The 26,386-nt window shown below is 65.8% G+C and carries 20 protein-coding genes; 9 read left to right on the top strand and 11 right to left on the bottom strand.

From position 1 onward, the window contains the following. Positions 1 to 41: 41 nt before the first annotated feature. Positions 42 to 707: a DUF4097 family beta strand repeat-containing protein gene (locus DKM19_RS10430; RefSeq protein ID WP_110695520.1), complete on the bottom strand. Its 666-nt coding sequence runs from the start codon at positions 705 to 707 to the stop codon at positions 42 to 44. 166 nt (positions 708 to 873) lie between these two features. On the opposite strand from DKM19_RS10430, the gene DKM19_RS10425 reads away from it, so the two are divergent. The 3 genes from DKM19_RS10425 (at position 874) to DKM19_RS10415 (ending at position 3,788) form a co-directional block, all read left to right on the top strand. Further along, positions 874 to 1,080 carry a helix-turn-helix domain-containing protein gene (locus tag DKM19_RS10425; protein WP_369988503.1) on the top strand — a complete coding sequence of 69 codons (207 nt, stop codon included), beginning with the start codon at positions 874 to 876 and terminating at the stop codon, positions 1,078 to 1,080. A 640-nt stretch (positions 1,081 to 1,720) separates the two neighbouring features. Next, the gene (locus DKM19_RS10420) at positions 1,721 to 2,902 is read left to right on the top strand and encodes a GAF domain-containing sensor histidine kinase (RefSeq protein ID WP_110695519.1); all 1,182 of its coding nucleotides are present in this window, start codon (positions 1,721 to 1,723) and stop codon (positions 2,900 to 2,902) included. Between the two features lie 127 nt (positions 2,903 to 3,029). Continuing rightward, positions 3,030 to 3,788: an endonuclease/exonuclease/phosphatase family protein gene (locus tag DKM19_RS10415; protein WP_162641408.1), complete on the top strand. Its 759-nt coding sequence runs from the start codon at positions 3,030 to 3,032 to the stop codon at positions 3,786 to 3,788. Between the two features lie 41 nt (positions 3,789 to 3,829). Here DKM19_RS10415 and DKM19_RS10410 read toward each other — a convergent pair whose 3' ends face one another. The 5 genes from DKM19_RS10410 to DKM19_RS10390 form a co-directional block, all read right to left on the bottom strand. Then, entirely contained in the window at positions 3,830 to 4,891 is a 1,062-nt protein-coding gene (locus DKM19_RS10410; protein WP_110695517.1) for a methyltransferase, read from the bottom strand. A gap of 294 nt (positions 4,892 to 5,185) precedes the next feature. Continuing rightward, on the bottom strand, positions 5,186 to 5,542 hold the full coding sequence (locus DKM19_RS10405) for a hypothetical protein (protein ID WP_089205285.1): 357 nt from the start codon (positions 5,540 to 5,542) through the stop codon (positions 5,186 to 5,188). Then, a complete protein-coding gene (locus tag DKM19_RS10400; protein WP_204358743.1) occupies positions 5,539 to 6,051 on the bottom strand; it encodes a hypothetical protein in 513 nt (170 codons plus the stop codon). The genes DKM19_RS10405 and DKM19_RS10400 overlap by 4 nt, the downstream gene beginning before the upstream one ends. Before the next feature lie 537 nt (positions 6,052 to 6,588). Further along, on the bottom strand, positions 6,589 to 7,071 hold the full coding sequence (locus DKM19_RS10395; protein WP_110695515.1) for a nuclear transport factor 2 family protein: 483 nt from the start codon (positions 7,069 to 7,071) through the stop codon (positions 6,589 to 6,591). 389 nt (positions 7,072 to 7,460) lie between these two features. After that, entirely contained in the window at positions 7,461 to 8,471 is a 1,011-nt protein-coding gene (locus tag DKM19_RS10390) for an NADP-dependent oxidoreductase (protein WP_204358742.1), read from the bottom strand. A gap of 136 nt (positions 8,472 to 8,607) precedes the next feature. On the opposite strand from DKM19_RS10390, the gene DKM19_RS10385 reads away from it, so the two are divergent. Continuing rightward, positions 8,608 to 9,201 carry a TetR/AcrR family transcriptional regulator gene (locus tag DKM19_RS10385; RefSeq protein ID WP_110695514.1) on the top strand — a complete coding sequence of 198 codons (594 nt, stop codon included), beginning with the start codon at positions 8,608 to 8,610 and terminating at the stop codon, positions 9,199 to 9,201. 223 nt (positions 9,202 to 9,424) lie between these two features. Here DKM19_RS10385 and DKM19_RS10380 read toward each other — a convergent pair whose 3' ends face one another. From DKM19_RS10380 to DKM19_RS10370, 3 genes are all read right to left on the bottom strand, one after another. Beyond that, the gene (locus DKM19_RS10380; RefSeq protein ID WP_204358741.1) at positions 9,425 to 10,663 is read right to left on the bottom strand and encodes a cytochrome P450; all 1,239 of its coding nucleotides are present in this window, start codon (positions 10,661 to 10,663) and stop codon (positions 9,425 to 9,427) included. Positions 10,664 to 10,683: 20 nt separating this feature from the next. After that, positions 10,684 to 11,388, bottom strand: a complete 705-nt coding sequence (locus DKM19_RS10375) for a TetR/AcrR family transcriptional regulator (RefSeq protein ID WP_110695513.1) — start codon at positions 11,386 to 11,388, stop codon at positions 10,684 to 10,686. A gap of 255 nt (positions 11,389 to 11,643) precedes the next feature. After that, positions 11,644 to 12,273, bottom strand: coding sequence for a TetR/AcrR family transcriptional regulator (locus DKM19_RS10370; RefSeq protein ID WP_110695512.1), 630 nt, complete (start codon positions 12,271 to 12,273; stop codon positions 11,644 to 11,646). A gap of 167 nt (positions 12,274 to 12,440) precedes the next feature. Between DKM19_RS10370 and DKM19_RS10365 the strand changes: the two genes are divergently transcribed. The 5 genes from DKM19_RS10365 to DKM19_RS10345 all read left to right on the top strand — a co-directional run bounded on the left by DKM19_RS10365 (position 12,441) and on the right by DKM19_RS10345 (position 21,949). Continuing rightward, positions 12,441 to 13,481: an aldo/keto reductase gene (locus tag DKM19_RS10365; RefSeq protein ID WP_110695511.1), complete on the top strand. Its 1,041-nt coding sequence runs from the start codon at positions 12,441 to 12,443 to the stop codon at positions 13,479 to 13,481. Between the two features lie 532 nt (positions 13,482 to 14,013). Further along, complete coding sequence (locus DKM19_RS10360) at positions 14,014 to 15,507, top strand: Nramp family divalent metal transporter (RefSeq protein WP_110695510.1); 1,494 nt, start codon at positions 14,014 to 14,016, stop codon at positions 15,505 to 15,507. A 288-nt stretch (positions 15,508 to 15,795) separates the two neighbouring features. After that, a complete protein-coding gene (locus tag DKM19_RS10355; protein ID WP_110695509.1) occupies positions 15,796 to 16,998 on the top strand; it encodes a serine hydrolase in 1,203 nt (400 codons plus the stop codon). A gap of 275 nt (positions 16,999 to 17,273) precedes the next feature. Beyond that, positions 17,274 to 17,501 (top strand): hypothetical protein, encoded by a 228-nt coding sequence (locus DKM19_RS10350; RefSeq protein WP_110695508.1) that lies wholly within the window; start codon positions 17,274 to 17,276, stop codon positions 17,499 to 17,501. After that, entirely contained in the window at positions 17,498 to 21,949 is a 4,452-nt protein-coding gene (locus DKM19_RS10345; RefSeq protein ID WP_110695507.1) for a DUF3883 domain-containing protein, read from the top strand. The genes DKM19_RS10350 and DKM19_RS10345 overlap by 4 nt, the downstream gene beginning before the upstream one ends. 2 nt (positions 21,950 to 21,951) lie before the next feature. Here DKM19_RS10345 and DKM19_RS10340 read toward each other — a convergent pair whose 3' ends face one another. Beyond that, positions 21,952 to 24,759, bottom strand: a complete 2,808-nt coding sequence (locus DKM19_RS10340; RefSeq protein WP_110695506.1) for an ATP-dependent DNA helicase — start codon at positions 24,757 to 24,759, stop codon at positions 21,952 to 21,954. Between the two features lie 96 nt (positions 24,760 to 24,855). Next, complete coding sequence (locus DKM19_RS10335; RefSeq protein WP_162641407.1) at positions 24,856 to 26,295, bottom strand: hypothetical protein; 1,440 nt, start codon at positions 26,293 to 26,295, stop codon at positions 24,856 to 24,858. Positions 26,296 to 26,386 lie beyond the last annotated feature (91 nt).

The following is a 26,386-nucleotide window of genomic DNA, read 5'->3' as shown; positions in this document are numbered from 1 at the left end:
GCCGTTGCCGATCGGGGTGCCCGGAAGGAGCCCGCGGATGGTCAGAGGCTGCGGGCGGTGATGTCGCCGTGGGAGGTGGTGGCACGGATGTCAAGCTCGACACCGCCGTTGTTCTTCAGGGCATTGCTGATCCGGCCAAAGGAGGTACCGGCATCCAGCGCGGCCGAGACGCCCGCGGCGGCGGTGACCGAGATGTCACCGGACTGGGTGCGCAACACCACCGTGCCGCGCACCGCCTCGGCGATGCGGATGTCGCCGCGTGCGGTGCTGACCTCGGCGGAGCCGCCGAGCCGGCCGATCTCCACGTCGCCGTCGACCGCGGTCAGCCGGACGCTGGCGGCTTCGTCGATTTTGATCTGGTGGTAGGCGCCGTCGAAGGTGACCTCGCCCAGCCGGCCGACGCTGCGCAGTTCGCAGGCGGCGGTGGTGGCTTCGAGGTGGGAGCCGGTGGGCAGCTGGACGGTGATCTGGATGGATCCGGAGGGGCCGAAGAGCTGGTTTTTGGGCTGGGGGGTGTGGATCCGCAGCATGCCGTCGGTGTGGGTGACGGTGGTCTGTTCGGCGGCCTGGACGTCGCGGGTTTTGGCGGGGTTGGTGGGCAGGATCTCGACGGTGGTGTCGGGGCGGTCGGCGGCGATGAGCTGGAGGCGTCCGGCGGGGAGGTCGAGGATGGTGGTGATCGGGGTGGGGGTGGCGAACTTCTGCATGATGCGCTCCTGTGCCTCGTTGTTTCTGACAATGGAAACGCTACGTTGCATTCCAGTCCAAGGCAACATGTTCGTTGCGGAAAATAAGCATTGATGCAGGTAAAAGCAGCAAAATCGTTGCAGTGACTCTGAAGGGAATGCAACAACAACTATCCATGCGTTGCAATTGACTGAAAGCGAACGCTACAGTTCGGGCATCACCGGCCGCGAAAAGCTCGCGACGCCGGGAGGCGGGCTCACCCGGCAGGGCCGCCGTCGAATCGCGCCGGGGCGGGCCGACGGCCTCACCTACGCGGAGATCGCCCGAGGTCTGGACCGTCCCACCTCCACGATCACGCGCGAGGCGATGCGCGACGGCGAACCCAGCGCCTAGATCGCCGGCGCCCACGAGCCGATCGGCTCATCCGGCTCCCACTCCGCACACATCCCCGCGCCGCGCGAACTCCGGAGCCATTCCTTACACGGCGTACAGCCATGCGGCGTTCGGGTCATGGGCATCGGATCCAATCAGGTTGGAGTAATCGCCCATTTCATACGGTCGTCCGCCTTTTCCGAAAAGTAAGGCTCCGACAAGTGGAACGCCACGCTTTCGCCATGGACGAGAAGGCGGCCAAAAAGGCGGGACTGGATCCGACAGCCACGCCCGCTCGCCATGGTCTCAGCGTCTGACCTCGACGTATCCTGGCGGGACAGGGTGTGGAACGGTGGAGATCGCCTGCGGCGCCTCGGTCATTCGGCCATGAGGGCCGGTTCAATTCGATGCCGGAAATCGGTAGGGCAGGGACATATCCGCGGACGAGCGAAATCGACTGCGAGACACCGTCTGGCCGGCCTCAGGCATCGAAGGCGCGACACGACGTCACGCTCGCCGTATCCATCGTCGTCGAGCGACATCACACCCGCGGTCCGCCGGCCCGCGCCCTGTGACCCAGCCCGCGGGGCCGCCTTGAGACACGGGAACCGAAGTATCGCGCGGCCGGCCTGAACCGCCATCCGACCATCAGGAGACCATCGTGCTCGACCGGGTGTTCACCACCATGTCGATCTCTCCGTGGGAGAGCCGGGACAGGCTCAGAAGGCTTGTCCGGGAACAGGCCGCCCTGCACCGGTTGGCGACGCTCATCGCGTGCGGAGAACCACCGTCCACGGTCTTCGCCGCGGTGTCCAAGGAGGTGGGTGAGGTCCTCGGCGCGGACCTCACCCGAATGCTCCGTTACGAGCCTGACCAGACGACGACCGTGATCGGCGCGTGGGGCGAGCCCGACAAGGTGTTGCCGATCGGCACCAGCTGGACGATCGTGGGCAGCAACATTCCGTCCATGGCGCTGCAGAAGAACTCCCCCGTGCGGATGGACTGCTTCATCGACGCCGTGAGCCCGCTGTGCGTCTTCCTCCGGGAACACGGCATCCGCTCGGGGATCGGCACCCCGATCACCGTCGAGGGAAAGTGCTGGGGGGTGATGGCGGCCTTCTCAACCCGTAACCGGCTGCTGCCCCGCAGAGCCGAGACGCAGATCTGCGACTTCACCGATCTCGTGGCCATCGCCATCGCCAACGCCCAGGCCCGCACCGACCTGACCGCCTCCCGCGCTCGGATCGTGGCCGCCACCGACCAGGCCCGGCACCGGGTCGAACGGGACCTGCACGACGGCACCCAGCAACGGCTCATCTCACTCGTCCTGGATCTCCGTACCGCCGAGCACAACGTGCCCGACGACGCCCCCGAGCTCAAGGCCCAGCTGTCCAAGATCGCTGCCGGCCTCACGGACGCGCTGAACGATCTGGCGGAGATCGTGCACGGCATCCACCCGGCGATCCTGACCCAGGGGGGCCTCGGGCCGTCGATCAGCGGGCTGGCCCGCCGCTCCGCCGTCCCGGTGAACCTCGACGTACGCATCGAGACCCGGCTACCGGAGACCGTCGAGATCACGGCCTACTACATCGTGGCGGAGGCCCTGGCGAACGCGGCGAAGCACGCGCAGGCCTCGGGCGTCCACGTCGAGGCGAACGTCCAGGACGGCCGGCTACATCTGTCGGTACGCGATGACGGCGTCGGCTCCGCCGATCCCGGCCAGGGCAGCGGCCTCACCGGGCTCATCGACCGGGTCGAGGCGTTGTACGGATCCATCGAGATCACGAGTCCAGCCGGCCGGGGCACCCTGCTGCGAGTGGAACTGCCCACCACGAGCGGCTGAGGATCCGCGGCTCGATCCCCCACCTCGTCGTCTCGGATGAGAAGCCCTACCAGATCCCCGACGGGCTATACGGGCATTCACGATGTCCGTAAGATCTCCGGGCATGCGTGTGACAAGAGGGATTTATATGATTACGGCGGTCGTGCTCGCCGTCACCTCCGCCATACCCGCCACCGCTCAGGCCGCCACACAGCTCGTCGTCCTCGACTGGAACATCCACGGCGAGAGCGCCGACATGAAGGCCATCGCCAAGGTGATCCGCGACAGCGGCGCCAACATCGTCACGCTCCAGGAGATCCACCGCAGGCCGGACGCCGACCAGGTGAGACAGCTGGCCGATGAGCTCGGCTGGGACATCACCGCCAACGCCCACTTCGGCGCGGGCGACAACGTCGGCCCCTGCGACGACCCGCAACCCGGCAACGCGGGCAACGCGATCCTGTCCTCGTTCAAGATCGTCGAACGCGTGACAGTCCCGCTCACCAATTTCACCACCTGCCCGGTCAACCGCTCCATGGCCGGGGCGAAGCTCGCCCTCGGCGGCACTTCGACGATCACGGTGTTCAGCACCCACCTGTCCCCCGGCCTGTCGCAGACCTCGGTCAGCCGCCGGGAGGCTCAGGCTGCAAAGGTCCTGAACTACTTCGGCTCCAGATCCCAGCTGATCCTCACCGGCGACTTCAACGCCAAGCCCACGGACGCGCTGTCGAAGCGATTCGTGAGCGCGGGCTGGGTGGACACCGGCGCCAAGTATGCGAACAAGCCCACCCACGGTGGCGCCCGCATCGACTACATCTACACGAAGGGAGTCACCACCACCAGCGGCTCCGTACTGTCGACCACCCTGTCCGACCACAGTCCGGTCATCATGAGGATGACCCGCTGAGTTCGCGCGCCTGAGGTCGGTGCGAGACGGGAAAAGGGTCGTCAGGTGTCGACGGTGACCGGGACGCACTCGACGACGGTGTGCCGCGCCGGGATGTCGTGCACGGCGACGACCCGCAGCCCTGCGGCTGCGGCCAGCGCCCGGTAGTCGTCGATGGTCCGTTCGCGGCCGCCGCTCAGGACCAGCATCCGCAGGTTCATCTCCGCGAACATGGCCGGATCGGCTTCCAGGGCACCGAGCGACTCAAGGATCAGCACCCGGCCTTGCCCGCCCGCCGCGGTGGCGCAGCGGCGCAGGATGGCGGTCGCCTCGGCGTCGGTCCAATCGTGCAGCACCCGGTTGAGCACGTACGCGTCGGCGCCGCCGGGCAGTTCGTCGAAGAAGCTCCGCCCGACCGTCTCGAACCGGTCCGCCAGCCCGCGCCCGGCCAGGTATCGCTGCGCGCGTGACGCGGTGTCCGGCAGGTCGATCAGCACACCGCGCAGGCCGTCGTGGCGCAGCAGCAGCTCGGCCAGCAGCGCCCCGGTGCCGCCGCCGACGTCGGCCACCTGGGTCAGCGCCGACCAGTCGTAGCCCTCCGCCAGCTCGCGGTACGCGGCGTTGGCCGCCATCGTCGCGTCGAAGGACGCGCTCAGCTCGGGGTTGGCGTCGAGGTAATGCCAGAACGGTGCGCCGAACACCGCCGGCCAGGCCGGCTGCCCGGTCCGTACCGTGTCCGCCAGACCGGTGAAGGCCAGGTCCATCCGGCCGCCGAACCCGTCCAGGTCCAGCCACCGCCACACCGCGGACGGGTGGTCCCGGCGCAGCAGGGCGGCCGTCCCGTTCACCGCGAACGTGCCGGGCCGGGGCTCGACGAACACGTCGCGGCTGACCAGATGGCGTAGCAGCCGGCCCAACGCGTCCGGGTCCGCGCCGGCCCGGACGGCCAGGTCGTCGAGGTCCGAGCCGTCCTCGTCCATCAGATCGGGCAGCCGCAGGGTCACGGCCACCCGGAGCGCCATCGGGGTCACCAGGTCCATCAGCGGAGTCAGGGTCCGCCATGCGGTGGGCCCGTCCAGCTCAGCGCCACCGGTCGCCGCGGTCGTCTCGTCGTTGCTCGTCATGCGCACCTCCCGCCCATATTGTGCGCGATGGCGTAGGCCACGGCTTGGACGAATCGGCCTTCATTCTTCCCAGCCGCGCGCACGGTGAGTCGCCCCCCACAGCCATGAAGAGATTCGCATCGTCTCGACTGCCAGGCGTTACTGCCCAGGCGATCCCGTCGTCCCACACGACAACCGGAAGACCGCCGACGAACACGCTCTCTCCCGCTCCGGCTCGGGGGCGGGCACCACACCCGTCGTAAGCCGGTCTCAACCCGCTGGAAACACTGGGTGGCGTCGGTGCGGGGGTCGGGTTCAGCCGTCGGTGTCCTTGGGATGGCGGGTGGAGGCATAGACGAGATGGACGGTTCGCCGAGCCTCGTCGACGAGGTAACGCACTCGGCCGCCTGCGGTGACCTCGTACTCCCACTGCGGATACTCGCGACCGCCCAGTGTCCCGGTGGCAAGGCGTCCGCGCAACCGGTGCTGCCGGTCGGGATCTTCTTGCGACAGTGGGGCGTCACGCAACGCCTCAAAGCAGCGCCGAGTGTTGCCCACGGCCTCGGAGCACAGATCAACCCATCCCTTGGCCGCCTCACTTGTGGCAAATCGCAGGTGCCACTCGTCCCCGATTGGTGGCGGGGCCACGGCGTCGCCACGCTTGGGACTCACAGCACGACCACCTCGCCGTGATCCTCATCGGGCAGCGCACGGGTGAGCTGTGCGGTCAACGCGGGGTCGGCCAGGATTCGGGCGGTGGCACGCCATTCGACGATGACCCGATGCAGGGTGGCGTGGACGTCCAGATCGACCGCGTCTCGCGTGGCCTCGACCAGTTCTTGGACGAACTCCTGCGTCTCGTCCAACGAAAGGTGACGGACCCACGGAAAGACTGAGGGCAAGGCGTGCAGGATGGCCCGGACTCCCTCGTCGCTGGCGAGGAGCGCGGCGACCATCCGGGCCGCGACGTCCGCGGTTTCCTCCCGTTGCCGATCATGCCGCGCCGTGGAGATGAACAGGTCTTCTCCGTCGCGGCGCTTGACGTGCACTCGATGAACCCGATCAAGGGTCTCGGCGACACGCTTGGAGTGCTTCGACAGATCAGAGAAAGGAACCGTCGGTGTAACCATGCTGCATGGTACTTCGGAATACGTTCCGAAGTAAAGAATTCCTGCGTTCACTCACGTTCCCCAGATGCCCAAACATCCTCGATACGAAGTTTGGGACGAATTGCCCATTCGCCACCTCCCAACCCTCGTCAAGTGGATCCGGCGTCGAACAGGCTCGGCAACACCCCTTCGTCCGACTGGGGATATGAGCGGCGGCTCCGGGCGAGCGAGACGAGTCCGTCGGCACTCAGACGGCGATGATCCGCAACACTGAAGTGCTTCGATATCAAGTATCCGGAGCCGGCCCGGCCTGATCTGGCCGACCGCCACATGTATCGAGTCCTGCTCTCGATGCGGCCGGCAGGCCAGAGTCACGTTCGCGCGCGTCATTCCGTTGGGAGCCGTTGGGGAAGGCCGGCGCCCAAGGGCCACGACGAACTCGACGACCCCTCCGAGCTCAGCGTGGATCAGACCTCAAACAGCTGTCTGGAAAACGCGGGGCACATCACTGTCCCGTTGTTCCTCGGCCCCGGTACCGCATAGCGCTGGGATACACCCACCAGCGACATCACAGTCGCCCTGAACCGATACCTCGGTAGTCGCTGAGCTTCACGCGGCGTTGTCCAGACCGACGAACACCTTCGCGATACGCCACTCGCCTTCGGCGTGCTGCAGAGTGAACGTGTAGAAGCCGGTCGCGATCACGGTCGTGCTCCCGCCCGCGTTCGACGTCAGCATCAGGTTGGTCCACACCGTTGCAGTGTCGGCGTCCGCACGGCGGAAGACCATGTTGACCAGGTTGTGCCTTCGCTGATCGGTTTGTGCTTCCGTTGCCTCTCGTACCAGGTCGAGAATCGCTATGCGTCCGATGAATGGGCCCTGCTCGACCTCACCGGCGATCGAGGCCGTCCAGGTGGCGTCCTCGGTCAGGACTCCCTCCAACGTCACCAGATCTCCGTGATCCAGGGCGAAGGCGTAGCGTGCCAGCGTCTGCTGGACGGCGAGCCGCTCTGCAGGGTCGAGATTCACCTCTCCCGCCGGCGTTGTGTTGAGGTGGCTGCTTCCCCAGCCGAAAGCCGCAATTGTCGTCATACCAAACCTCGCTCGTGTTCGGTTGTCGGGTGAAAGATCGGGCGCGCACAGCGACGGCAGGCACCTGGTGTGCGCTGGGAGGGCGGAGGGCGTGACATGAGCGGTGCACCGCCTTGCGACCGACCGCTCCACCGCCAGAACGCCGGACCGCTGCCGCCGGCGACGGTGATGTGCCAGCCGGTGATGTACGCGACTCCGCCGGCATCGGGAATGCGACCGTCTCGGCAATCTCCTGCGGCGAACCGAGCCGACCGCACGGATCGGTTCGCCGCTGCGAGCATCGTGGCCGCCTGGTCGCCGGACGCGCCCCAAGCTCTCCGCGTCGGCGTCTCGATGGCCGCCGGTGCCCCGCGGACGAGCGCCGGACGCGTCGGTGAAACGGCTCGTTTCTAAGCGACCGTGAGTACGATCTTGCCCTGGATGTGCCCTCGGGCGGCGCGTTCGTGCGCTGCTCGGGCATCCGCGAGCGCAAACGTGCTGTCGATCGCGACGCGGACCGTGCTTGAGTCGAGCAGGCGTCCCAGTTCAGCGAGCTGCGCGCCGTTCGAGCGGACCTGGGCGCTCGAGACCGTGACGCCCAGCTTCGCGGTCTCTTCTTCGTCGAAGTCCCCGGGGAGCACGGGGAACTGGGCGCCGCCGCGCTTGAGCGTGCGCAGGAAGCGGCTGCTGTCGGGGCCGCCGACGGTGTCGAGAACGAGGTCGATGTCGTGCACGAGTTCCTCGGGACGGCTCTTGGTGTAGTCGATGAACCGGTCGGCGCCGAGCTCGCTCAGGAACGATTCATGCGCGCCCGATGCCACCGCGATGACACGTGCACCCTTCCACTTCGCCAGTTGTAGCGCGAAGTGCCCCACGCCGCCCGCGGCGCCGTTGATGAGCACCGTCGTGTCGGCGTCGAGTGCTGTCGGGCGATGCCGTACCTCTTGGAAGGGCGAGGGGTGACCGTGTCCGAGCTCGATCAGGAACTGCCACGCGGTGAGCCCGGCCATGGGCGCCCCGGCGGCGTGCACGTGGTCGATGCCGGCCGGCTTGCGTGCGAGGTCCGAGGCGGGCGCGGCCACGTACTCGGCGTATGCGCTGCCGTTGAAGCTGGGAAAACGCAGAAGACCGAAGACTTCATCACCTACGGCGAGGCCGTCCACGTCCGCGGCGACGGCCGCGACGACGCCCGACACGTCCGTCCCCGGAATCGTCGGCAGGCTGACCGTCGATTCCGTCTCCCCGGGCATCGTGGTCATCCCGCCGCGCAGGTACCAGTCCGGAGGGTTGATGCCGGCCGCGTGGACGCGAACGAGCACCTCACCCGGCCCCGGCTCGGGAATCGGCACCTCGTCGTAACGCAGAACTTCAGGGCCGCCGTGCTCATGGAGCCGGACTGCCCTCATCGTGTGTGTCGGCATCGTTTTCTCCTGCTCGCGCTGCGGGATAGGCTTATTCGGATCAGCGCTCCACATAAACGGATCACTGGTCCGAATATATGGACCACTGATCCGGATAGTCAAATGGACCACTGATCCGGATAGGCGAGAGGGACAGATGCGGGCCGATGCCAGGAAGAACCGCGACCACCTGCTCGCGGTAGCGGGCACCGCCGTCACCGAGCATGGCGTCGACGTGTCACTGCGCGACATCGCGCGCAGGGCCGATGTCGGGCTCGCGACGCTGCTGCGGCATTTCCCGACGCGCGAGGCGCTGCTCGATGCCCTGCTCCGCACGAGCTTCGACGAACTGACGGCAAAGGCAGGCGAGCTCGAGACGTCGAGTTCGCCCGAAAACGCTCTCGTTTCGTGGCTACGCGACTGCGTCGCCTGGACAACCGAGTATCGGGGCGTGACCGTGCTGATGGCAGCCGCCATCGAGGACACCGAATCCGCGCTTCACGCTTCGTGCGTCACCCTGCGCGCGGCCGGTGCGCGGCTCCTCACCCGCGCCCAGATCGCGGGCATGGCGCGGAGCGATATCGATGGCGCCGATTTGTTTGCGCTGATAGCCATGCTCGCTTGGCTCGGCGATCAACCCTCGCTCGCGCCACGCGCCGATCACCTCTTCGAGGTTGTCGCGAGCGCGATTCTGACAACCGCGAAGAGCGGCGATGCCGAGGAGGAACGTCGCCCTCGGGCCCGCAGATGAAACCGTCTCGCTTGCGGACCGGAGAAACTCGGCCGCGCGCCCGGCAGGAGCGGTTCGACGCCGAGTTCGCCAAGGCGGTCAAGGGCACCGGCATCGAGCCACGCGCTCCCCGGGAGCGGACCGCGACCGCCGCGAAGCGGCTGACGAAGGCCCGGGGCCTACCGAGTCCGAAGCGCTCACGGGCGAGACCGTTCACCGCTGATCCGCTCCGGCGCCGGACCGTTCAGAGCTTCACGGGCAGCGCCTTGAGGCGCCAGGCGCCCGGGTTCAGGTCGCGCTCGAGGTCGTCGCCGTCGACGGCCAGAGAGAGTCCGGGGAAGCGGCGCAGCAGCGCCTCGAAGGCCACCTCGCTCTCCTGGCGGGCCAGGGCCGCGCCGAGGCAGTAGTGCATTCCGTGAGAGAAGGCGACGTGGGTCTCACGACGGCCGTCGGGCACCCGGGTGATGTCGAGCCGCCGCGGGTCGCCGAACATACGCGGGTCGTAGTTGGCCGCGACCAGGGACGGCATGACCGCCTCTCCCCTGCGTACCTTCTCGCCGCCGACCTCGACGTCCTCCGTGGCGTAGCGCATGCGCACCGCCAGAGCGGGGCCGCACCAGCGCAGCAGTTCGTGGACGGCGCGGGGGGCGAGGGCGGGATCCGACAGCAGCAGGGCGAGCTGATCGGGGTGGGTGAGCAGTGCGGCGGTTCCGTTGCCGATCAGATGGGCGGTGGTCTCGTGCCCGGCGACGACCACCGTCATGATCATGGTGACCATCTCGGTGTCGCTGAGGCGGTCACCATCCTCGTCCTGAGCCTGGATCAGCCCGCTGATCAGGTCGCCCGTGAGCTCGGCGCGGCGCCGCTCGATCAGCTCCTGGATGTAGGCGACCATGTCGCGCACGGCCTCGGCGAAGCTCGGGCCGTACGACGAGACCAGGGTCCTGCTCCATTCCCGCCACAGCGGGTGGTCCTCCTCCGGAACGCCGACCAGCTCGCAGATCACGATGATCGGCAGCGGGTAGGCGAAGTGCTCCAGCAGGTCGACGACCCCGTTCTCGGCTGCTTCCGGAAGCCGGTCGAGCAGCTTCTCGGTGATCTCCTCCACCCGTGGCCGCAGCTCCAGGACCCTGCGCGCGGTGAACGTGCGCGAGACGAGCCTGCGCAGCCGCAGGTGGTCCACGCCATCGAAGGCGAGGATGCTCTCCAGCAGATACTTGTTGTACTCGGGAGGCACCCCGCGCGCCTGGAGCATCTGCGCCGCCATGTTGTCCGCGCCCGCGCCCGGCACGTTCGCCGGGTCGTTGACGAACCGCGGGTCGTTCAGCACCATCTTGACGTCGTCGTACCGGGTGACGAGCCACACCGGCTGCTCGACACCGGGAATGGCGCAGCGGGCGAGCGGGCCCTGTTCCCGGATCCGCGAGAAGGCGGTGAACGGGTCGCGGATCAGTTCCTCGTCCATGAAGTTGACGGTGTCCATGGTGACCCCTTCTGTCGTGGTCAGATGTTCATGTTGCTGCGGATCTCGTCGTGCAGGCGGTCGACCATGCGCCGGAGGACACCGCGGATGTGCGGGACCAGCGTGTTCAGCCGCTCGGGGTCGTCGGAGACCTCGAAGGCCAGGCGCACGACCTGGGTGAGCATGTCCCCCGCTGTGCTCTTGGCGGCCGGCTCCATGGTCAGGAAGCCGATCAGGATCGCGACGAACGCGTGACGCTGGTCCTGAACGGATGAGTCCGCGCGCAGCACGCCGCGCTCGCGCAGGAGCTCGAAATACTCGTCCATGGCGCGCTCGCGCTCTTCGGCCAGATCCCCGGGGGCCGTCGATACGACCTGGATGAGCGAACCGAGGGTGTCGGTATCGCCGGTGAAGATCGCACGGACAACGGGGTCCTCCTGCGCCCGCGTGTAGACCGACCTGGCCATCCTGCTGAGCAGGAGCGCCGCGGGATCCTCGTCGAGGTCGCGCAGGAAGAGCTCGACCATCCGAAGGTGCGAGGCTGTCATCACCGTCATGAACAGCTGCTCTTTCGTGCTGAAGTGTAGGTAGACGGTGCCCTTGCCGACGCCCGCGCGCCGGGCGACCTCATCGATGGTGATCCGCCGGTATCCCCACGACACCAGCAGCTCACGGGCCGCGTTCAGAATCCGATCGGCCCGCAGGTCGCGCTCGGCGTCGGCCGAGCGTGCGGAAAACCGCGCCATCTTCCAGCCCCCTTCGAGGTCCCGACTCCGTGACCAGATTTGAAATCTGGTCACGTGGTCATGCGGCCCAGGCTAGAGCACGGTGTGATCGAGGGCAAGACAGGGCTGAACGCTGTGGGTGGCCCAGCGGCGGCTTCGGCTCCGTCCTGACCGTGATCGTCTGCAACGACGAGGACGACGCCTGCGGATCACCGACGACTCCGACTACGGCCGTTCCGCTGTTCCTCAACCCGGACCAACCCACATCTGAAGCGCTTACTTACCGTGGTCCGCCAGGCGGCGGTAGACGCCGTACCACCAGATCAGTGCCAGCTCGCGGGCGAACGCGGCGTCGCTGCCGGGATCCCCGGCGGTGACCTGGTCGACAAGGGCCCGTTCGCCGCCCATGACGATCACCCGGGTAGCGCTCACCGGATCGAGGTCGGCAGGGATGCGGCCCGCGTCCTGCTCGGCGCGGAGCATCGCAATCGTCCAGTCCGTGAACCGGTTGAGTTCTTCGCTCCAGAAGTCACGCATGGTCGCGTCGTAGGTGGCGACCTCGGCGATCGCCCGCCGTACGGCGGCGTGTTTCCGGTAGACCCGCACCACTTGCAGGAAGGCGTCCGCAAGACGTTCGACACCCTCTGATGGCTCCCATGCCGAGGTGACGTCGAAGGAGGAGGTCATGAGTTCGGTGGCCAGGCGCACGAGCAGGTCGACCTTGTCGCGGAAGTGGCTGTAGAAGGTCGAGCGGGCGACGCCGGCCTCGGTGGAGATTTGTTGCACGCCGAGCTCGGTGAAATTCGCGCCGTTGATCAGGAGACGCTCCGTCGCGGCCAGGATCTCCGCCTCGGCCGTGGTGGGCCGGCCGACCTTCGCGGTGCGTCGTCGAGTAATCGAAGGCATGCCCTGATCCTAGGGTCGCCGCTCGGCGGCGAACGTCGCACTACGCCTCATCCGGACATCGTGTACGGTCATTTCCGGACACGGTGTCCGGACATAGTGATCGAAAATACATGAGACGCCCAGTCGCCTGCCGGTGAACCGGGCGGATCTACAGGAAGGAATAACTGGTGAAATATCGTCTGCTGGGACGTACCGGGGTCTGGGTCTCCGAGATCTCCCTGGGCACGATGACGTTCGGTGGCAAGGAGCACCCGGTGTACCGCACCCATGGGGCACTCGGGCAGGAGGAAGTGGATCGGCTCGTCGGCACGGCACTCGACGCCGGAATCAACTTCATCGACACCGCCGACGTCTACGCCGACGGCGAGAGCGAGGAGTTGCTCGGCCGGGCGATCGGGCAGCACCGGCGGGACGTGCTGCTCGCCACCAAGCTGATCGCTCCGGTCGGACCGGGGCCCAACGACCAGGGGCTTTCCCGTCTGCACGTGATGCGGGCCCTGGAGGACAGCCTGCGCCGGCTGAAGACCGATTACATCGACCTCTATCAGATCCACAACTACGACCACATAACGCCGATCGAGGAGACGCTGAGCGCGCTCGACGACGCGGTACGGCAGGGAAAGGTCCGCTACATCGGCTGTTCCAACCTTTCCGCCTGGCAGATCAGCAAGGCGTTGGGCGTCTCCGCGCTGCACGACCAGGCGAAGTTCGTCGCCAATCAGATCCACTACTCGCTGTTGTCACGCGACGCCGAGCGTGACCTGGTACCCATGGCCGAGGACGCGGGACTGAGCCTGACGGTGTGGCAACCGCTTGTCGGCGGATTCCTCACGGGCAAGTTCGACCGCGGCGGGGTGACCACCGAACAAGACTCCCGCCGAGCCCAGAACGGCTTCGACTTCGTCCCGTTCGAGGAGGAGAAGGGCTTCAGGGTGCTCGACGTGCTGCGGGCCGTCGCCGAGCGGCACGAGGTGAGCCCCGCCCGGGTCGCCATCGCCTGGTTGCTCGCCCAGCGCGCCGTCACCAGCGTCATCGTCGGCGCTCGCAAGCTGGAACAGCTCACGGACAACATCGCCGCCGGCGACCTGACCCTCACCGAGCAGGATCTCGCCGAACTCGACGAGGTCAGCCGGTCGCCGATCGCCTACCCGAACTGGATTCAAGGGTGGTTCGCTCCGACCCGGATCCCGGCCGGCAACCTGGCCTGATGCGGCGCTTCGGGTGACAGGCACGGGGAACAGTCCGGCCTGACACCCGACGCGACCTGCGGTAACCGACTGCGGCGACACGTCGGTTGGGCGACGGTCATCTCGAACGAGCAGGTTGAACCCGCTCCCCACCCGACACCGTGGGCTCCGCAGGCCGCTGTTTCCCACGCGACGGCCGGCGCCGTGCTCGGCGTCACGGCAGTGGGCTGACGACCACCACCGCGCAGATCAAGGCATCCCACAAGGGACTTTCCGCGCATCCCAGCGAGAGAGAAACATACTCGACCTGCCCGCAACATCTTCGCCTCTCGTCCCACAATGCGGGCCGCCGGCCTGCAAGAGCGGGTGGAGGTCGTCGCGGGCTCGGCTCGTGGCCGCCACCGACACCCGGGCGGCGGCCGCCACCGCCCGGTGCGTCACCGCACCCGCACCCTGCCGTCCGTGAAGCGGTATTCACACGTTGGGCCTTGTCGATGTGCGCTCGGAGGATCAGTGTCGAAGCAAGGGAGTCCCCCCACCCTGAAGGATCGCCATGACTGAAGTCACCCGGTCCCATCCGCTCGGAGTCAGCCGTCCGGATCTCGCCATCGCGGATCTACCCGAGCCCGAGGAGGTCTTCGGAGTCTCTCGGCTCGGTACGAAAGAGCTGTTCAAATATGCCGTCGGCCCGAGCCTCATCGCGCTCGGCATCTCCATCGGCAGCGGCGAGTGGCTGCTGGGGCCACAGGCCGTCGGCCAGTACGGATTCGTCGGGGTGGGCTGGGTCATCCTGGTCTCGGCCATCTTGCAGACCTTCTACAACGTCGAGTGCTCCCGCTATGTCCTCGCCACCGGCGAGTCACCGGTGGTGGGCTGGGGGCGCGTGCCGCCCGGCTTCGCGCTCTGGGTGCCACTGTCGGCCTTCATCATCATCTTCGCCTTCATCGCCGGAGGCTGGGCCGCCTCCGCGGGGCAGGGCGTCTACGCCCTCGTGCACGGCGAGGTCGCGCCGGCCGGCGCCGAGGAGCCGCGGCTGTGGGCGATAGGCCTGCTCCTGCTCGTCTTCGCCATCACCGCCGCCGCCCGCAAGATCAGCCGGACCCTGGAGCTCGCCAACTGGGGCATGGTCGGCGCGATCCTGGTCGCGCTGCTGCTCATCGACATCTTCGTCGTGCCGTTCGAGATCTGGTGGGACGCGATCCGCGGCTTCGTCACCCCCGCCGCGCCGCCGGCCGGGATCACCGCGACCCAGCTCGGCGGGCTGGCCGGGTTCACCGCCCTCGCCTCCGGATTGAACTGGTACGTCATGGGCCACTACCGTGACAAGGGCTACGGCATGGGCTACCGCACCGGCTTCATCGCTGGGCTGCGCGGGCCGAAAAGCGAGCTCCTGGACAGCGGCGTGACCTTCCCCGACGATCCCGTCAACGCCGGTCGCTGGCGCCGCTGGTACCGCCTGCTGCTGGTGGACATGTGGGGCGTCTTCTTCGTCGGGGCCATCCTCGGCATGCTGCTGCCGACCATACTGATGGCCAGGGCCGTCGAGCTGTCCGGCCAGAGGCCCACCCAGGCGAACGTGCCGACGTTCGTGGCGAGCGCCCTGGGCGACGAATACGGTCAGGCCATGTTCGTCGGTGCGCTGATCCTGGGGGTGCTGATCCTCTTCTCCACCCAGCTGGGCATCTTCGAAGGGATGGTCCGGGTGGTGACCGACGCCGCCCACGCCACCAGCCCCCGGCTCCGGGTGCTCATCGAGGGCGACCCCCGGAGGTTCTACTACCCGTTCATGTTCGGCCTGCTGGTGGTCATCGCGATCGTGCTGCACCTGGCGGTTCCGATCAGCCTGGTCCAGTGGTCGGCCAACATGTCCAACCTGGGCGCGCTGATCTACCCGTTCATGCTGATGTACCTCAACGCCAAGCTGCCCCGGCCCGCCCGTCCCCGCTGGTGGCACTACGTGATCCTGGTGCTGAACTTCCTGTTCTTCGGGTTCTTCTTCGTCAACTTCATCGCCGACTTCGTCGGAGACCCGTTGGTGACGTTCTGACCCCGCCACGACTCGCCGCCCTCGCCGGGTGATCGGCTGGAATGTCGATCACCCGGGCCTGCGTGCGCGCGAGGTTGTGACTCCCGACCACAACGCAACCGGAGTATGACGGTGATCGGGCCGGCCGTACCGGGCGGAACTTACGGGGCGATCCGATGTCAGACCGACCGAGTTCGTAGATGATGGCACCCGGCTGACAGTGCGCTGAGATGGCTGAGGCCCGATGCATCCAGCGCCGCCGTACGGTGGGGTCTGTTGGTCGGGAGGCGGCAACGCGGAGGAGCAGGGATGAGCGCTTCAGGTCTGTCGACGGTACGGCTCGCAAAGATGCGCGAGGTGCTGACCGGGCATGTCGCACGCGGTGACCTGCCGGGTCTGGTCGCCCTGGTGGCCCGGCGCGGTGAAGTGCACGTGGAGGTGGTCGGCAGCATGGAGGCCGACGGCGGCGGCGGGCCGATGCGTTGCGACGCGATCTTTCGCATCGCCTCGGTCACCAAGCAGGTCACGGCAGCGGCAGCGATGATCCTCATTGAGGAGTGCCGGCTGCGACTGGACGACCCGGTGGACGAACTGCTGCCCGAGCTGGCCGACCGCAAGGTTCTGAGGCGGCCAAGCGGCCCCCTCGACGACACGGTTCCGGCGCATCGGCCGATCACCCTGCGCGATCTGCTGACGTTCCGGATGGGCACTGGAATGGTGATGGCGCAGCCCGGGGAGTATCCGATTCAGCGGGCGCTGGACGAGGCCGGACTGACCCCCGGCCCGCGGGTCGGACCGATCGAGCCCGATGAGTGGATGAAGCGGCTCGGCGATCTGCCCCTGGTCCACCAGCCGGGAGAGAAGTGGATGTACCACACCGGTTCCGACGTCCTGGGGGTGCTCATGGCCCGGGCCACCGGGCGGCCGTTGGAGGAGCTTCTGAAGGAGCGCCTCTTCGAACCGCTCGGCATGAAGGACACCGGATTCCACGTCCCCGCCGACAAGCTGGACCGGCTGCCCGCCGCCTACCGGCCCGATTCCGGGACGGGAGCGCTCGTGCTCGACGACGATCCCCGCCAGAGTCTGTGGGGACGGCCGCCCGCCTTCCCGTCCGCGGGTGGCGGACTGGTCTCGACCGCCGACGATCTGCTGGCCTTCTGCATAATGATGCTGAACAAGGGCCGGTACGGCGGGCAACGCATCCTGTCCAGGCCGTCGGTCGAGCTGATGACCACCGACCAGCTCACCGAGGAGCAGAAGGCGGAGAACGCCGTGTTCTTCGGGGGTGGGAGTGGCTGGGGACTCGGGGTCAACGTCGTCACTCGGCGGAACGACCTGTCCGCCGTCCCCGGACGGTTCGGCTGGAACGGCGGCACGGGGACCTCCGTCTACACCGATCCGGCTGAGGAGCTGATCGGGATCCTGCTGACTCAGCGGCACATGACGTCCCCGATGCCACCTGCTGTGTTCCGCGACTTCTGGACCTGCGCCTATCAAGCCATCGACGACTGACAGCGGCCATCTTGCTGCCGGCCAGGAGCAGTCCAACGTGGAGCGCCACGAGCGGAGCAAGGACGTACGACGGGTGACGGCCATTCTCAGCGACAAGGTGGGAGAGCTTCTTCATGATCGACGTTCCCGTGCCCACGGGTGCGTGGGAAGGTGAGCACCGCTCCAGCTCGAATCCCTCGGCTACATCGTCACCGCCTAGCCTGCCGCATAACCAGAAACCCCCAAGATCAGGCGCTACGGTGAGGCGAGATCGAAAATCCTCTTAAAGGGCATCCATGACTGAGCTGAAGACTCACCCCCTGACGGTGCCAGGCGCCGTCCTCGACCCGCTATACGTCGAGAAGCCGTCGGCCCTCTACCGAACCTCGTTCGACCTGCGGGGCGGCGACAGACTTGGCGCATCCCGGCTCAGTCATGACACGCTCTGCCTCGCTGATTGTCTACGGACGCAAGGGCAGCCCTCGACGACCGTCCCGCTCGACGAGCAGCTACGCCTGCCGTGAACGAGCAGAAGCGCCGGACACTTTCGAAGTCGTCCGACTATCTCGACGCGCTTGCGACGACACTGCGAGACCTCGGTGGGGCGACGACCATCCCTCACGAGCTCACCCAGAACGCCGACGACGCTGGCAACGCCACCACCATCAGATTCACGGTGACCGACGACGCGCTCACGGTCTGGAACAACGGCACCTTCACCGACTGCGGAGAAGATGACGGCAACTGTCCCTGGCCAAAGCGATGTGACCTTCACGCCTTCCGCCGGTTTGCCGGCCGCACCAAGGCAGGCGACGCATCTACAACTGGAGCTTTCGGGGTCGGCTTCACCTCGGTGTACCAGATCACGGATGCTCCCGAGCTTCTGTACGACGATGAGCACTGGATTCTTGACGAAACTGCCCAGGAGGATCAACGCCTCCGATCATGCGACGGGCAGTGCGCCAGAGCGCACGGAGGGCCAGGAACAACATTCGTTCTGCCGTGGGCCCGCGTCGCCAGCCCACTTCGGGAGAAACTCGAAGTCCCGCCGGTAAGTGACGAAACGATTGCGGAAATTGAGACAGCGCTCCTCGATGACGCTCACGCCACGGCGCTGTTCCTACAGCACGTGACCAGCATTGAACTCGAAACCTCGCGGGGCAGGTTCTGCATCGAGCGCGAAGATGTCGAGGACGGAGTGGTCGTCCACGACACGGCCTCCAGCACGCGGTGGCTTACCATCCAGTCGGAGTTCCAGACGGATGCTCGTCTGTTGGTGAAACGTGCAGCTGGCCTCATCCATCCGGAGCGACCCACGATGGTCACCATCGCGATGCCGGTCGATCAGAGCATCAACTCCGGTGTGCTCTATGCCACGCTGCCGACTCAGACCCCCAGCGGGCTGCCCGCCAACGTCAATGCTGCGTTCTTTCCCAGCACTGACCGGAAGGCAGTCCGCTTCGAGTCTTCCGGGTATCACGCGGAGTGGAACCGCGCAGCGATCTCTGCGGTCGCACGAGGCATAGCGGAGGAAGCAGGCAGGATCGCCGAGCGACTTGGCTTGCCAGCGTTCTGGGAGTTCCTTGGCGGCATCACGGACCTGGGCCGTGGAGTAAGCATCGACCAACCGAACCACTCTGCGACGTATCTCAGTGCCTTGCGCCAGGTGGTTCCGGGTCTTCCCGTCGTCGATACGATCGGCGGCACACGTGCACTACCGAAAAACGTGCTACTTCCGGCAGAGTCAGAGCTCTACGAGTCTGGCGAGGCGCTGGCCAAGATTGGCCTGCCGCTAGTTGCGCGGCACCTGCACCGCCGCCTGTACACGAACGCCATGTATACGGCGTATGAAATAAGCGTGCTGACCGGCCGGAATGTCGTCGAGCAACTCCGCTCCAAAGGCATCACCGAGGCGTTCAACCTGTCAGACGGTCCACTCGATCGCGATGAGCTGATCCAGATCCTCGACGCGCTCGAACGCCTGCCAGGAAAGGTTGCCAACGTCGATGGCATCGGGGATGTGGCGATCGTTCCTTGCCGCAATGGCATGGTCGCGCCGCCATCTCAGGTCGTGTGGCCGGCATCAGGAGACGACGGCACGCTGTTCGAGGTCTTGGTCGACGATCTGCTGATTGCGGATGTGGAGACGATCGAGACGCACTGCCCGGGGCTCCGGGAGGCATGTTCACCCCTGGACGTCGCGTGTGCCGCGCGCATCCTGCAGGCCGTAGACACCGAAGCGCTCGGCGCATTTGCTGACAACCTGCTCGACTGGCTGAACCTAAATCTGGTGGGGATCACCAACCCCACAACTCGTCAGAAGGTCGCCGAGCTTCCGATCTTTCCGACTGCCTCCGGATTTGAACCCTTGACAAAGTTGTCACTTCCGAACGACTTCCGCGATCCGATTGAGGTCGCGAACCTGGTCGCACACACCGCAGCACGCGACTATCACAAACTTCTGAGCGCGCTCGGCGCGCGGCCGCTCAACATCGTTGATTACATCCGCCTTCATGTTCTCCCGGCAGCAGAGGCGGGGAGAATCTCCATCAGCCAGGCGAGCGAACTACTCAAGCTCATCGCCGTTCACCAGGAGGAGCTCACCGGACTCCGGGAGAGCCTTGCATCAGCCGCGCTCGTGCCCTGCGCCGACGAGCAGTTACGCCCCGCACCGGCGGTACACCTGCCGTCTCCAGATATATCGACGTTGGCCCCCGCCCTTCCCGTCGCACTCACCACTGGCGTAGCTCCCTCTGTTCTGGAGTGGCTCGGTGTGCGGAAGCTACCCTCCGACCACGCTCTTATCGTGGCGGTCGAAAGGCTTGCCAGCGGAGACAAAGATCCGGACGCCTCCGTTGTCGGGGCGGTGTTGCGGACACTCCAGGCACGTGATGACCTGCCAGAGAGCCCACCTGAGTTCCTGACCGCGCGACGATGGCTTCCGCTCAAGCGCGGCGGACGCGCGAAGCCCAGCGAGGTGCTACCCACCAACGCCCGCCACTTGTACGGCACTCAGGGCGACGAACTCGGACTGGCCTCGGACCTCCAAAGCCGCTTCTTCCAGCGGCTGCGCTGGCTCGGCATGCCGTCGGCTCCGCCGGCCAGGACAGTCGTGGCCCACCTCCAACATTGCGCGGCCGCCGAGAGCGAGATGAACCCGGACGTCTACCGGGTGCTGAGCAACAACGCGGATCATCAAGCCGTTAAGCAACTTCGCGGGACGCCGTGTGTCTACATCGGTCAGGGACGCTTTGTCCTACCCACAACCGCGTTCTGGCAGAAGTCGCCCTTCGGTAGATGGGGCACAACCCTCCCCGAGGACTGGCTCCAGTACAAGCCATTTTTCGACGTCGTCGGCGTGAAGCACGAACCCGGACCGACCGAGATCGCGGCCGTACTACAATCGATCCTTCACGAGTACGGCACAGACCAGGTGGACCAGGACGGGGCGGAGGCCATCCACGGCTGCTGGAGCCGACTGTCTGAGCTCCTGGAGCATGCCGAGGCCGGCAGCGTCCTTCCGAAGCTGGGGCGCATGCGCTCGACCCTTGATCCCCGCGGACTCTTGGCGTGGCCGGACCATCTGTTCTTCGAGGACAGCCGAGCACTTCACAAGCGTTTCCCTCAGCTCGCTCACAATGTGATCCCTCGTGTTCATGGCACCTGGCCGGCCCTTGCCGAAGCCGGAGTGCAGCGGGTCGAGGAACTCATCAAGGCCAAGTTGGTTGATGTCGATACCCGGGTCGACACCGAGCTCCCCAACAGGATCGCTGACCGTCTGAGCGCTCTCCGGCGGGTGTTTGACGACGAGCAGGTCCTCGATGAGCTGCAAGAACTCACGATCCTGCGCGCAGCCCGACTCCGGGTTTCCTACCGGGCCGAACTCTTCGGCTACTCGTATGAGATCGGTCCGGAAGGCGCCGACGCGATCTACCTGCCTGACGAGGACCATCTCGTGTACGCGGACAAGGCGTCGGACCGGGCACTCGCACGAGAACTTGCCCGGGCCATCGCGCCCGACGACGACCCCGGACCACTCGCCATGCGGCTTGAGCCCATCCTGAGTGCGATCTCGCCTCAAGAGGCACACCTCGCGCTCGATGACTTCGGTATCGCGAAGCTCGACACGACCGAGCACGAAGCCTCATGGAGCCCCACGGCAGACGTAGGTGACGACGCCATCGTGGCCGATGACTTCGTGGACGATGCACCGACGGATGCCGACGCCGAGAGCAACATAGGTGAAAGCAGCCACGGCGAAACCGTGGAGTCAGAAGGAGACGAGGCTCCCGACGCGAAGGAGAACCGCCACGGCACGGGCGGCGGTAGCGGTGGCGGCACGGGTGGCGGTGGCGGCTCGGGTAGTGGCAGCGGCGGTGGCGGCAAGGGAACGGGCGAGCGAAGGCGCAAGGGCGACGGATCGGATACCCGAACCGGGCGACAGACTCGCCTGCGCTCCTACGTCGTGGAGACCGACGAGGACGAGGGCGATCGCGGGGCCGTTGGCGACGAGGCTCCAGACCTGTCGCCAATCGACATGGCCGGCGTCGCGCGCGTACTGGAGTACGAGCGCGAGTGCGGCCGCGATCCCCACGAGATGGCGCACAGCAACGCAGGTTTCGATGTCGAGTCGTACGACAAGCGCGGCGAGCTCGTGAGGCGGATCGAGATCAAGTCGACGGGCGGCCAGTGGTCCATCGCTGGCGTCATGCTGTCGCGCCGCCAGCATCAGCAGGCGGTCAAGGATGGAGACCTGTTCTGGCTCTACGTCGTAGAGAACGCGCAGGGCGATGATTTCAAGGTCTACCGCATCCAGAATCCTGCGAGCCGGATCGACTACTTCGGATTCGACGGTGGCTGGAAGGACGTTGCGGAACCGGACGTCGAGCGCGACGAGTCAGGAACCCCGAACGCCCGCTCGACGAGGGGCCTGCTCGGTCAATCGCCGGGACACTCACCGACTGCCAATTGACGTCAACGTCCCGTCGCCGCGCGTCGGTCTCGCTTCGCCTCCATTGGCACGTCTCGGCAGAGTTCGGCCAGGTCGCACTTGCCGCACTGCTCGCCCCAGACGGACAACCGAGGGAGGTTGTTGTCGCGCAGCGAGTCTCCGGCTTCCTTGATCCGTGCCCGCACACCGATGAGCAGTGGATCCTCGACTTCTTCTCGGATCGTCTTTCCCTCTTCATCGAGGTTCAGTACCTCAATGAGATCCGCGCGTTCACCCGTCAGCTCTTCATAGCCCACCGCGTAGACGTGCAGCTGATCTCGGGTCACGTCTTCGTCCTGAGCTCGAGCCGTCGACTTGAAGTCGACGATCGCGAGCTCGTTGGTGTCGAGTCTGCGTACGAGGTCGATGCGGCCGTCGACGGTGATCCCCGGCGCCACGTGCACCTGGACCTGCTTCTCGCTGTGCACTGTCTGCGCGAGGTCAGTCTCATGCTCCCTGAGGTAGCGCTGGACTGCCACAACGGCTGCACGGTGGAGGGTTGCCTTGAGCTCGGGGTAGGCATACGGAGTGTGCAGATGCCGGGTGACAAGGCTCTCAGCCTCGGCCAGGGAAGCCAGGTCGCCGTTGATCGCCCGCTTGTGGATCTCGGCGAGCGCGTCGTGGAGGCCCTTCCCGTAGCCGAGGGCCTCATGGAGTGGCGGGTTGAACCCATAGAGGAATCGAAGCTTGAACTGGTAGGGGCACTCGAAGAGGTACTTCAGCTCCGAGAACGACAGCGTGACGCTGGGAGTCTCATGCCGAGCCTGCGGTTCAAGCCGAAGCGCATCTGCTTGGACGCCCTGGTCTCGCGTCGAGAACCACTGCTGGGCCGCGCAGTGGTCGAAGAAGACCGACCGCTTCCTGTAGAGCTGATTCGGCCCCGGCGAGAAGGAGACATACAGGTATTTCTGAGCACGCGTCACCGCTACGTAGAACAGTCGCGTCTCGTCATCGAGCGTGCCCTTGTATCGGTCGGCGTCCCCCACGGCGGTCTCGGGGATGAGGTGGAACAGCCCAAGTCCGCCTTGTCGCTTGGCCGGGAAGCGGTTCGCGCGAAGACAAGGCAGGAAGACCGCCGGCCACTGCATGCCCTTTGCCTGGTGGACCGTGGTCAGCGTGACCGCGTCGGGCGTCGCGTAACCCACGTCTGCGTCCGAATCCGCGTAGTACCCGGGCGCCTGATGCTCAAGCCAAGCGGCGAACGCCTCGTACTTCTGCTTGGGGTCGGTGTTGAAGTAGATCTGCTCGAAATCCGAGATCGCCTGGCTGAACTTGCCCAGTTGGTAGAAGACCAGTTCGCGTCGCAAAGACTCCCCTGGAACCGTCTCCTCCCGCAGACCCAGGGCTTCCATGAACTCGAGGTAGAGGCGCTGAATGTTGTACACGCCCCAACGCTCGCCGCGGTCGAAGTCGCGCCCTTCGTCCAGCAGCGCCATTGCGCCGTCCCAGTCTGCGGTTGACGGAAGAAGCTTCGCATCCGCCCAGAGATTGTGAAGGTCTGCAGCAGTCATCAGCCCAACCATGTAACGGAAGACGCCGACGACTGCCTGGATCTCGGGGCTCTCGAAGAGCCGGTTCAGGCCCTTCACCACGTAGGGGATGTCGCGCCGGCGCATCTCCTCCACGAGAGCACCAGCGTCATTCGCGACTGAGCGATAGAGGACCGCGAAGTCAGACCACGAAAGTCCTCGTGCTTCCCCGTCCGCGGTGTCCTGGAAAGCGAGACCCCTCATGGCCTCAATGCGGTCGCAGATCCACTCAGCCTCGTCGTTCTCGTCGGCGAACTCGCGCGCGATCATGTCGCCGCGCTGCCATCGTTGATGCCCGGCCCGGACCATCGCCTTGGGAAGCCGGTTCGCGTCCGGAATTCGCTCGGCGACGGACCGGCCGACCTCGACGATGCCTTCACTGGACCGGAAGTTCTCACCCAGCGTGACCTGGCGGACGCCCTCGTACCGGTCCTTGAAGGTAACGATGTTGGAGACTTCGCTCCCCCGCCACTGGTAGATCGTTTGATCGTCGTCACCCACCACGCAGAGGTTGGCGCCGAACTGGGTCAGGCCGCGGACCAGCCGTTCCTGAAGCGGATTCACGTCCTGGTACTCGTCGACCACCACGTATCGGATGTCGTCTCGGATGTGCTGCTGAACGATGCCGGCGCTCTCGTCTTCGTCGACGTCACCCTCAAGAAACTGGACCGCCAAGTGGATCATCTCGGTGAAGTCGAAGTAGGCATGCCCGTAGAGGAGTTTCATGTAGTCCTCGAAGGATGCCACCACGCCGACTGGAACAAGGTCCCAGTCGACAGTGTCTTCCCGCAGAACACTCGTAGCCTGTAGGAAGAGCCGCGAGTGCAAGAACCTCCGCAGGTACGGCGTGCCGCCGGAGAGCGTCGGACAGACCGTCAGGCCCGACTTGCGGCTGTTGCGGTCGACGAACATCCGGGAAGTGATCTCGGTGAGGACCGAGAACTTGAAGGTCTCGGGGACCAGCCGCTGAAGAAGGCCCAGCGCATACCCGTGCATCGTGCCGACGTACATCTCGGCAAGACCGAACGTATCGAGGCCTTCCTTCTCGAGAATCGAGAGGATGCGTTCCTTCAACTCGGCTGCGGCCTTCTCCGTGAACGTGAAAGCAATGAGGTTCCGGGGTTCTACGTCCGGGTGGGCAAGGATGGCAGCGATCCGCTGTGAGATGACCTGCGTCTTGCCCGATCCTGCACAAGCGATGATCTGCAGCGGTTCGTCGAGGCAGGAAATGGCCTCGGCTTGAGCCTCGGTGTAATTAGGCAATCGACTCACCCGGGGTTGTGAACTAGTGGAGGACGGTGGCCAAATCCCAATGGCCCCTGCAATTGTCCGGTTCGGCGGTCATCATGCATGGCAGGATCAGAGCGCTTCGAAGCGTCCCTGCTCTGGCATCGAGTAGCCCGCTGTCTGGAGGATTTTCGCCAGATGGATATTCTCCTCACCCGGGTGCAGATCGTCGGCGCGAGCGGGAGGAAGCAACGCACGCAATGCCCGAGTAGCGCGTAGGGCGAGTTCGGAGACGACTTCACCATCAAGCTCGATGACCAGGGTGCCGTACAGGAGAACTTCCGACTGATCCCATTCATCCGCTTCGCTCTCGCCGAGGATGTCGATGTTGACCCGTCCGCGTCGGGCCAGCAGGAGGAGTTCACAGATGTCCGGGAGGTGCTTGAGAGCATAGGAATAGTGAGCATCAAGGCCGGAAGAGCCGAGACCCGGTGCTGTGATCCGAAGGTCGAGAATGTCAGGGACGCTGGCGTCGACCGATAGGTTCGCGCCTCGCCGGACCAGCAGACCCGCAGCGGCTTCCCTCTGTTGCTCATCCTTCGTGGCAAGGCTCCACCAAGGCAGCGGCCCCCACACCCCGCGCGCCGTGTCGTTCTCGCTGAAGCCGGAGAAGGAGGAATCCGCCCAGCCGAGGTACGCCTTCAGGCAACCATCTTGGAACTGTTCGTCGGCGGTGCGTTCGCGGATCAGATCACGCTCGAAGGCGCTGAGTCCCTCCAGCGTGCCGGCGACCGCTTCCAGATGATCGCGGACGAAGGAGAGCGCGCGAGAGACTGTGCTCGCTAGAGCGGAATCCAAAGACATTCCGGCCAGGGTGTTGCTCAGGAGTCGCTCGGCTGCCCGACTCCGTACGAGATCGTCTCCTATCTCGAACAGGTGCTGGATGGCGTTGGGATTCCAGCACAGCCGGTCGAACCACAAGTCCGCGGCACGCACCGCCGTCTGGTGGGTCAATGAGCCGGCGGCGAGGTTCCGGGCATGGATATCCGGCTCGGACTTCAGTCGGTTGAAGAGGTTCCGGTAGTCCTTCAGAGGATCAGCGGGCAGAGAGCTCAAGACCTGAAGCATCCGCGTGTCCTTCACGCCCCAGAATTGAGTGAGCTCCCGCTGGATCTGCCCGGGAGTGAGAGTACGGCTTCGTTCCGCTGCCCAGTGCTCCAGAAGATATAAGTAGACGTCGTCTGGGGCCAGTGGCAGGAGCGCGCCGTTCAACAGCGAAAACCGGCCGCTGAACCGGGTCCGCCACCGCACGGCTTTGATCAGCTTGTCAAGGTCTTGCTGTTCCGGATAGGGAGTGGAGAACAGGTGACTCCCGATCAGCAGGGCGCCGATCTCGGAGGCCCGGTATCCCCTTCCGTCGAGCATGGCAACTCTCGCACAGAGCAATGACCGGGCCAGCTCCGGTTCGCCCAGATCCGGTCGAACGCTGGGGACCTCAGACCGGGGTAGAAGGTCGCCAATAAAGGCTGCGAACCACTCTCTGCGGAGTTTGTCCAGATCCAGATCAGTCACTCGTCCTCCTTCACGCGGCATATGGATCACCTCGGGTACATGTCAGTAGTCAAGCGGCCGTTCAATGCTGCAAGGACGATCTCCGACGCGT

Origin of the sequence: Streptosporangium sp. 'caverna', from assembly GCF_003203775.1 — a bacterium.
In the GTDB taxonomy this organism is placed as follows: Bacteria; Actinomycetota; Actinomycetes; order Streptosporangiales; family Streptosporangiaceae; genus Streptosporangium; species Streptosporangium subroseum.
The sequence above is the reverse complement of the archived record's forward strand: the minus strand, read 5'-3'. Positions and strand labels throughout refer to the sequence as shown.

Coding starts and splice junctions, on each gene's coding strand:
- DKM19_RS10355 (WP_110695509.1), top strand. CDS start 15,796: ATGAGCGCTTCAGGTCTGTCGACGGTACGGCTCGCAAAGATGCGCGAG.
- DKM19_RS10375 (WP_110695513.1), bottom strand. CDS start 11,388: ATGGCGCGGTTTTCCGCACGCTCGGCCGACGCCGAGCGCGACCTGCGG.
- DKM19_RS10415 (WP_162641408.1), top strand. CDS start 3,030: ATGATTACGGCGGTCGTGCTCGCCGTCACCTCCGCCATACCCGCCACC.
- DKM19_RS10360 (WP_110695510.1), top strand. CDS start 14,014: ATGACTGAAGTCACCCGGTCCCATCCGCTCGGAGTCAGCCGTCCGGAT.
- DKM19_RS10380 (WP_204358741.1), bottom strand. CDS start 10,663: ATGGACACCGTCAACTTCATGGACGAGGAACTGATCCGCGACCCGTTC.
- DKM19_RS10410 (WP_110695517.1), bottom strand. CDS start 4,891: ATGACGAGCAACGACGAGACGACCGCGGCGACCGGTGGCGCTGAGCTG.
- DKM19_RS10430 (WP_110695520.1), bottom strand. CDS start 707: ATGCAGAAGTTCGCCACCCCCACCCCGATCACCACCATCCTCGACCTC.
- DKM19_RS10390 (WP_204358742.1), bottom strand. CDS start 8,471: ATGCCGACACACACGATGAGGGCAGTCCGGCTCCATGAGCACGGCGGC.
- DKM19_RS10395 (WP_110695515.1), bottom strand. CDS start 7,071: ATGACGACAATTGCGGCTTTCGGCTGGGGAAGCAGCCACCTCAACACA.
- DKM19_RS10385 (WP_110695514.1), top strand. CDS start 8,608: ATGCGGGCCGATGCCAGGAAGAACCGCGACCACCTGCTCGCGGTAGCG.
- DKM19_RS10370 (WP_110695512.1), bottom strand. CDS start 12,273: ATGCCTTCGATTACTCGACGACGCACCGCGAAGGTCGGCCGGCCCACC.
- DKM19_RS10350 (WP_110695508.1), top strand. CDS start 17,274: ATGACTGAGCTGAAGACTCACCCCCTGACGGTGCCAGGCGCCGTCCTC.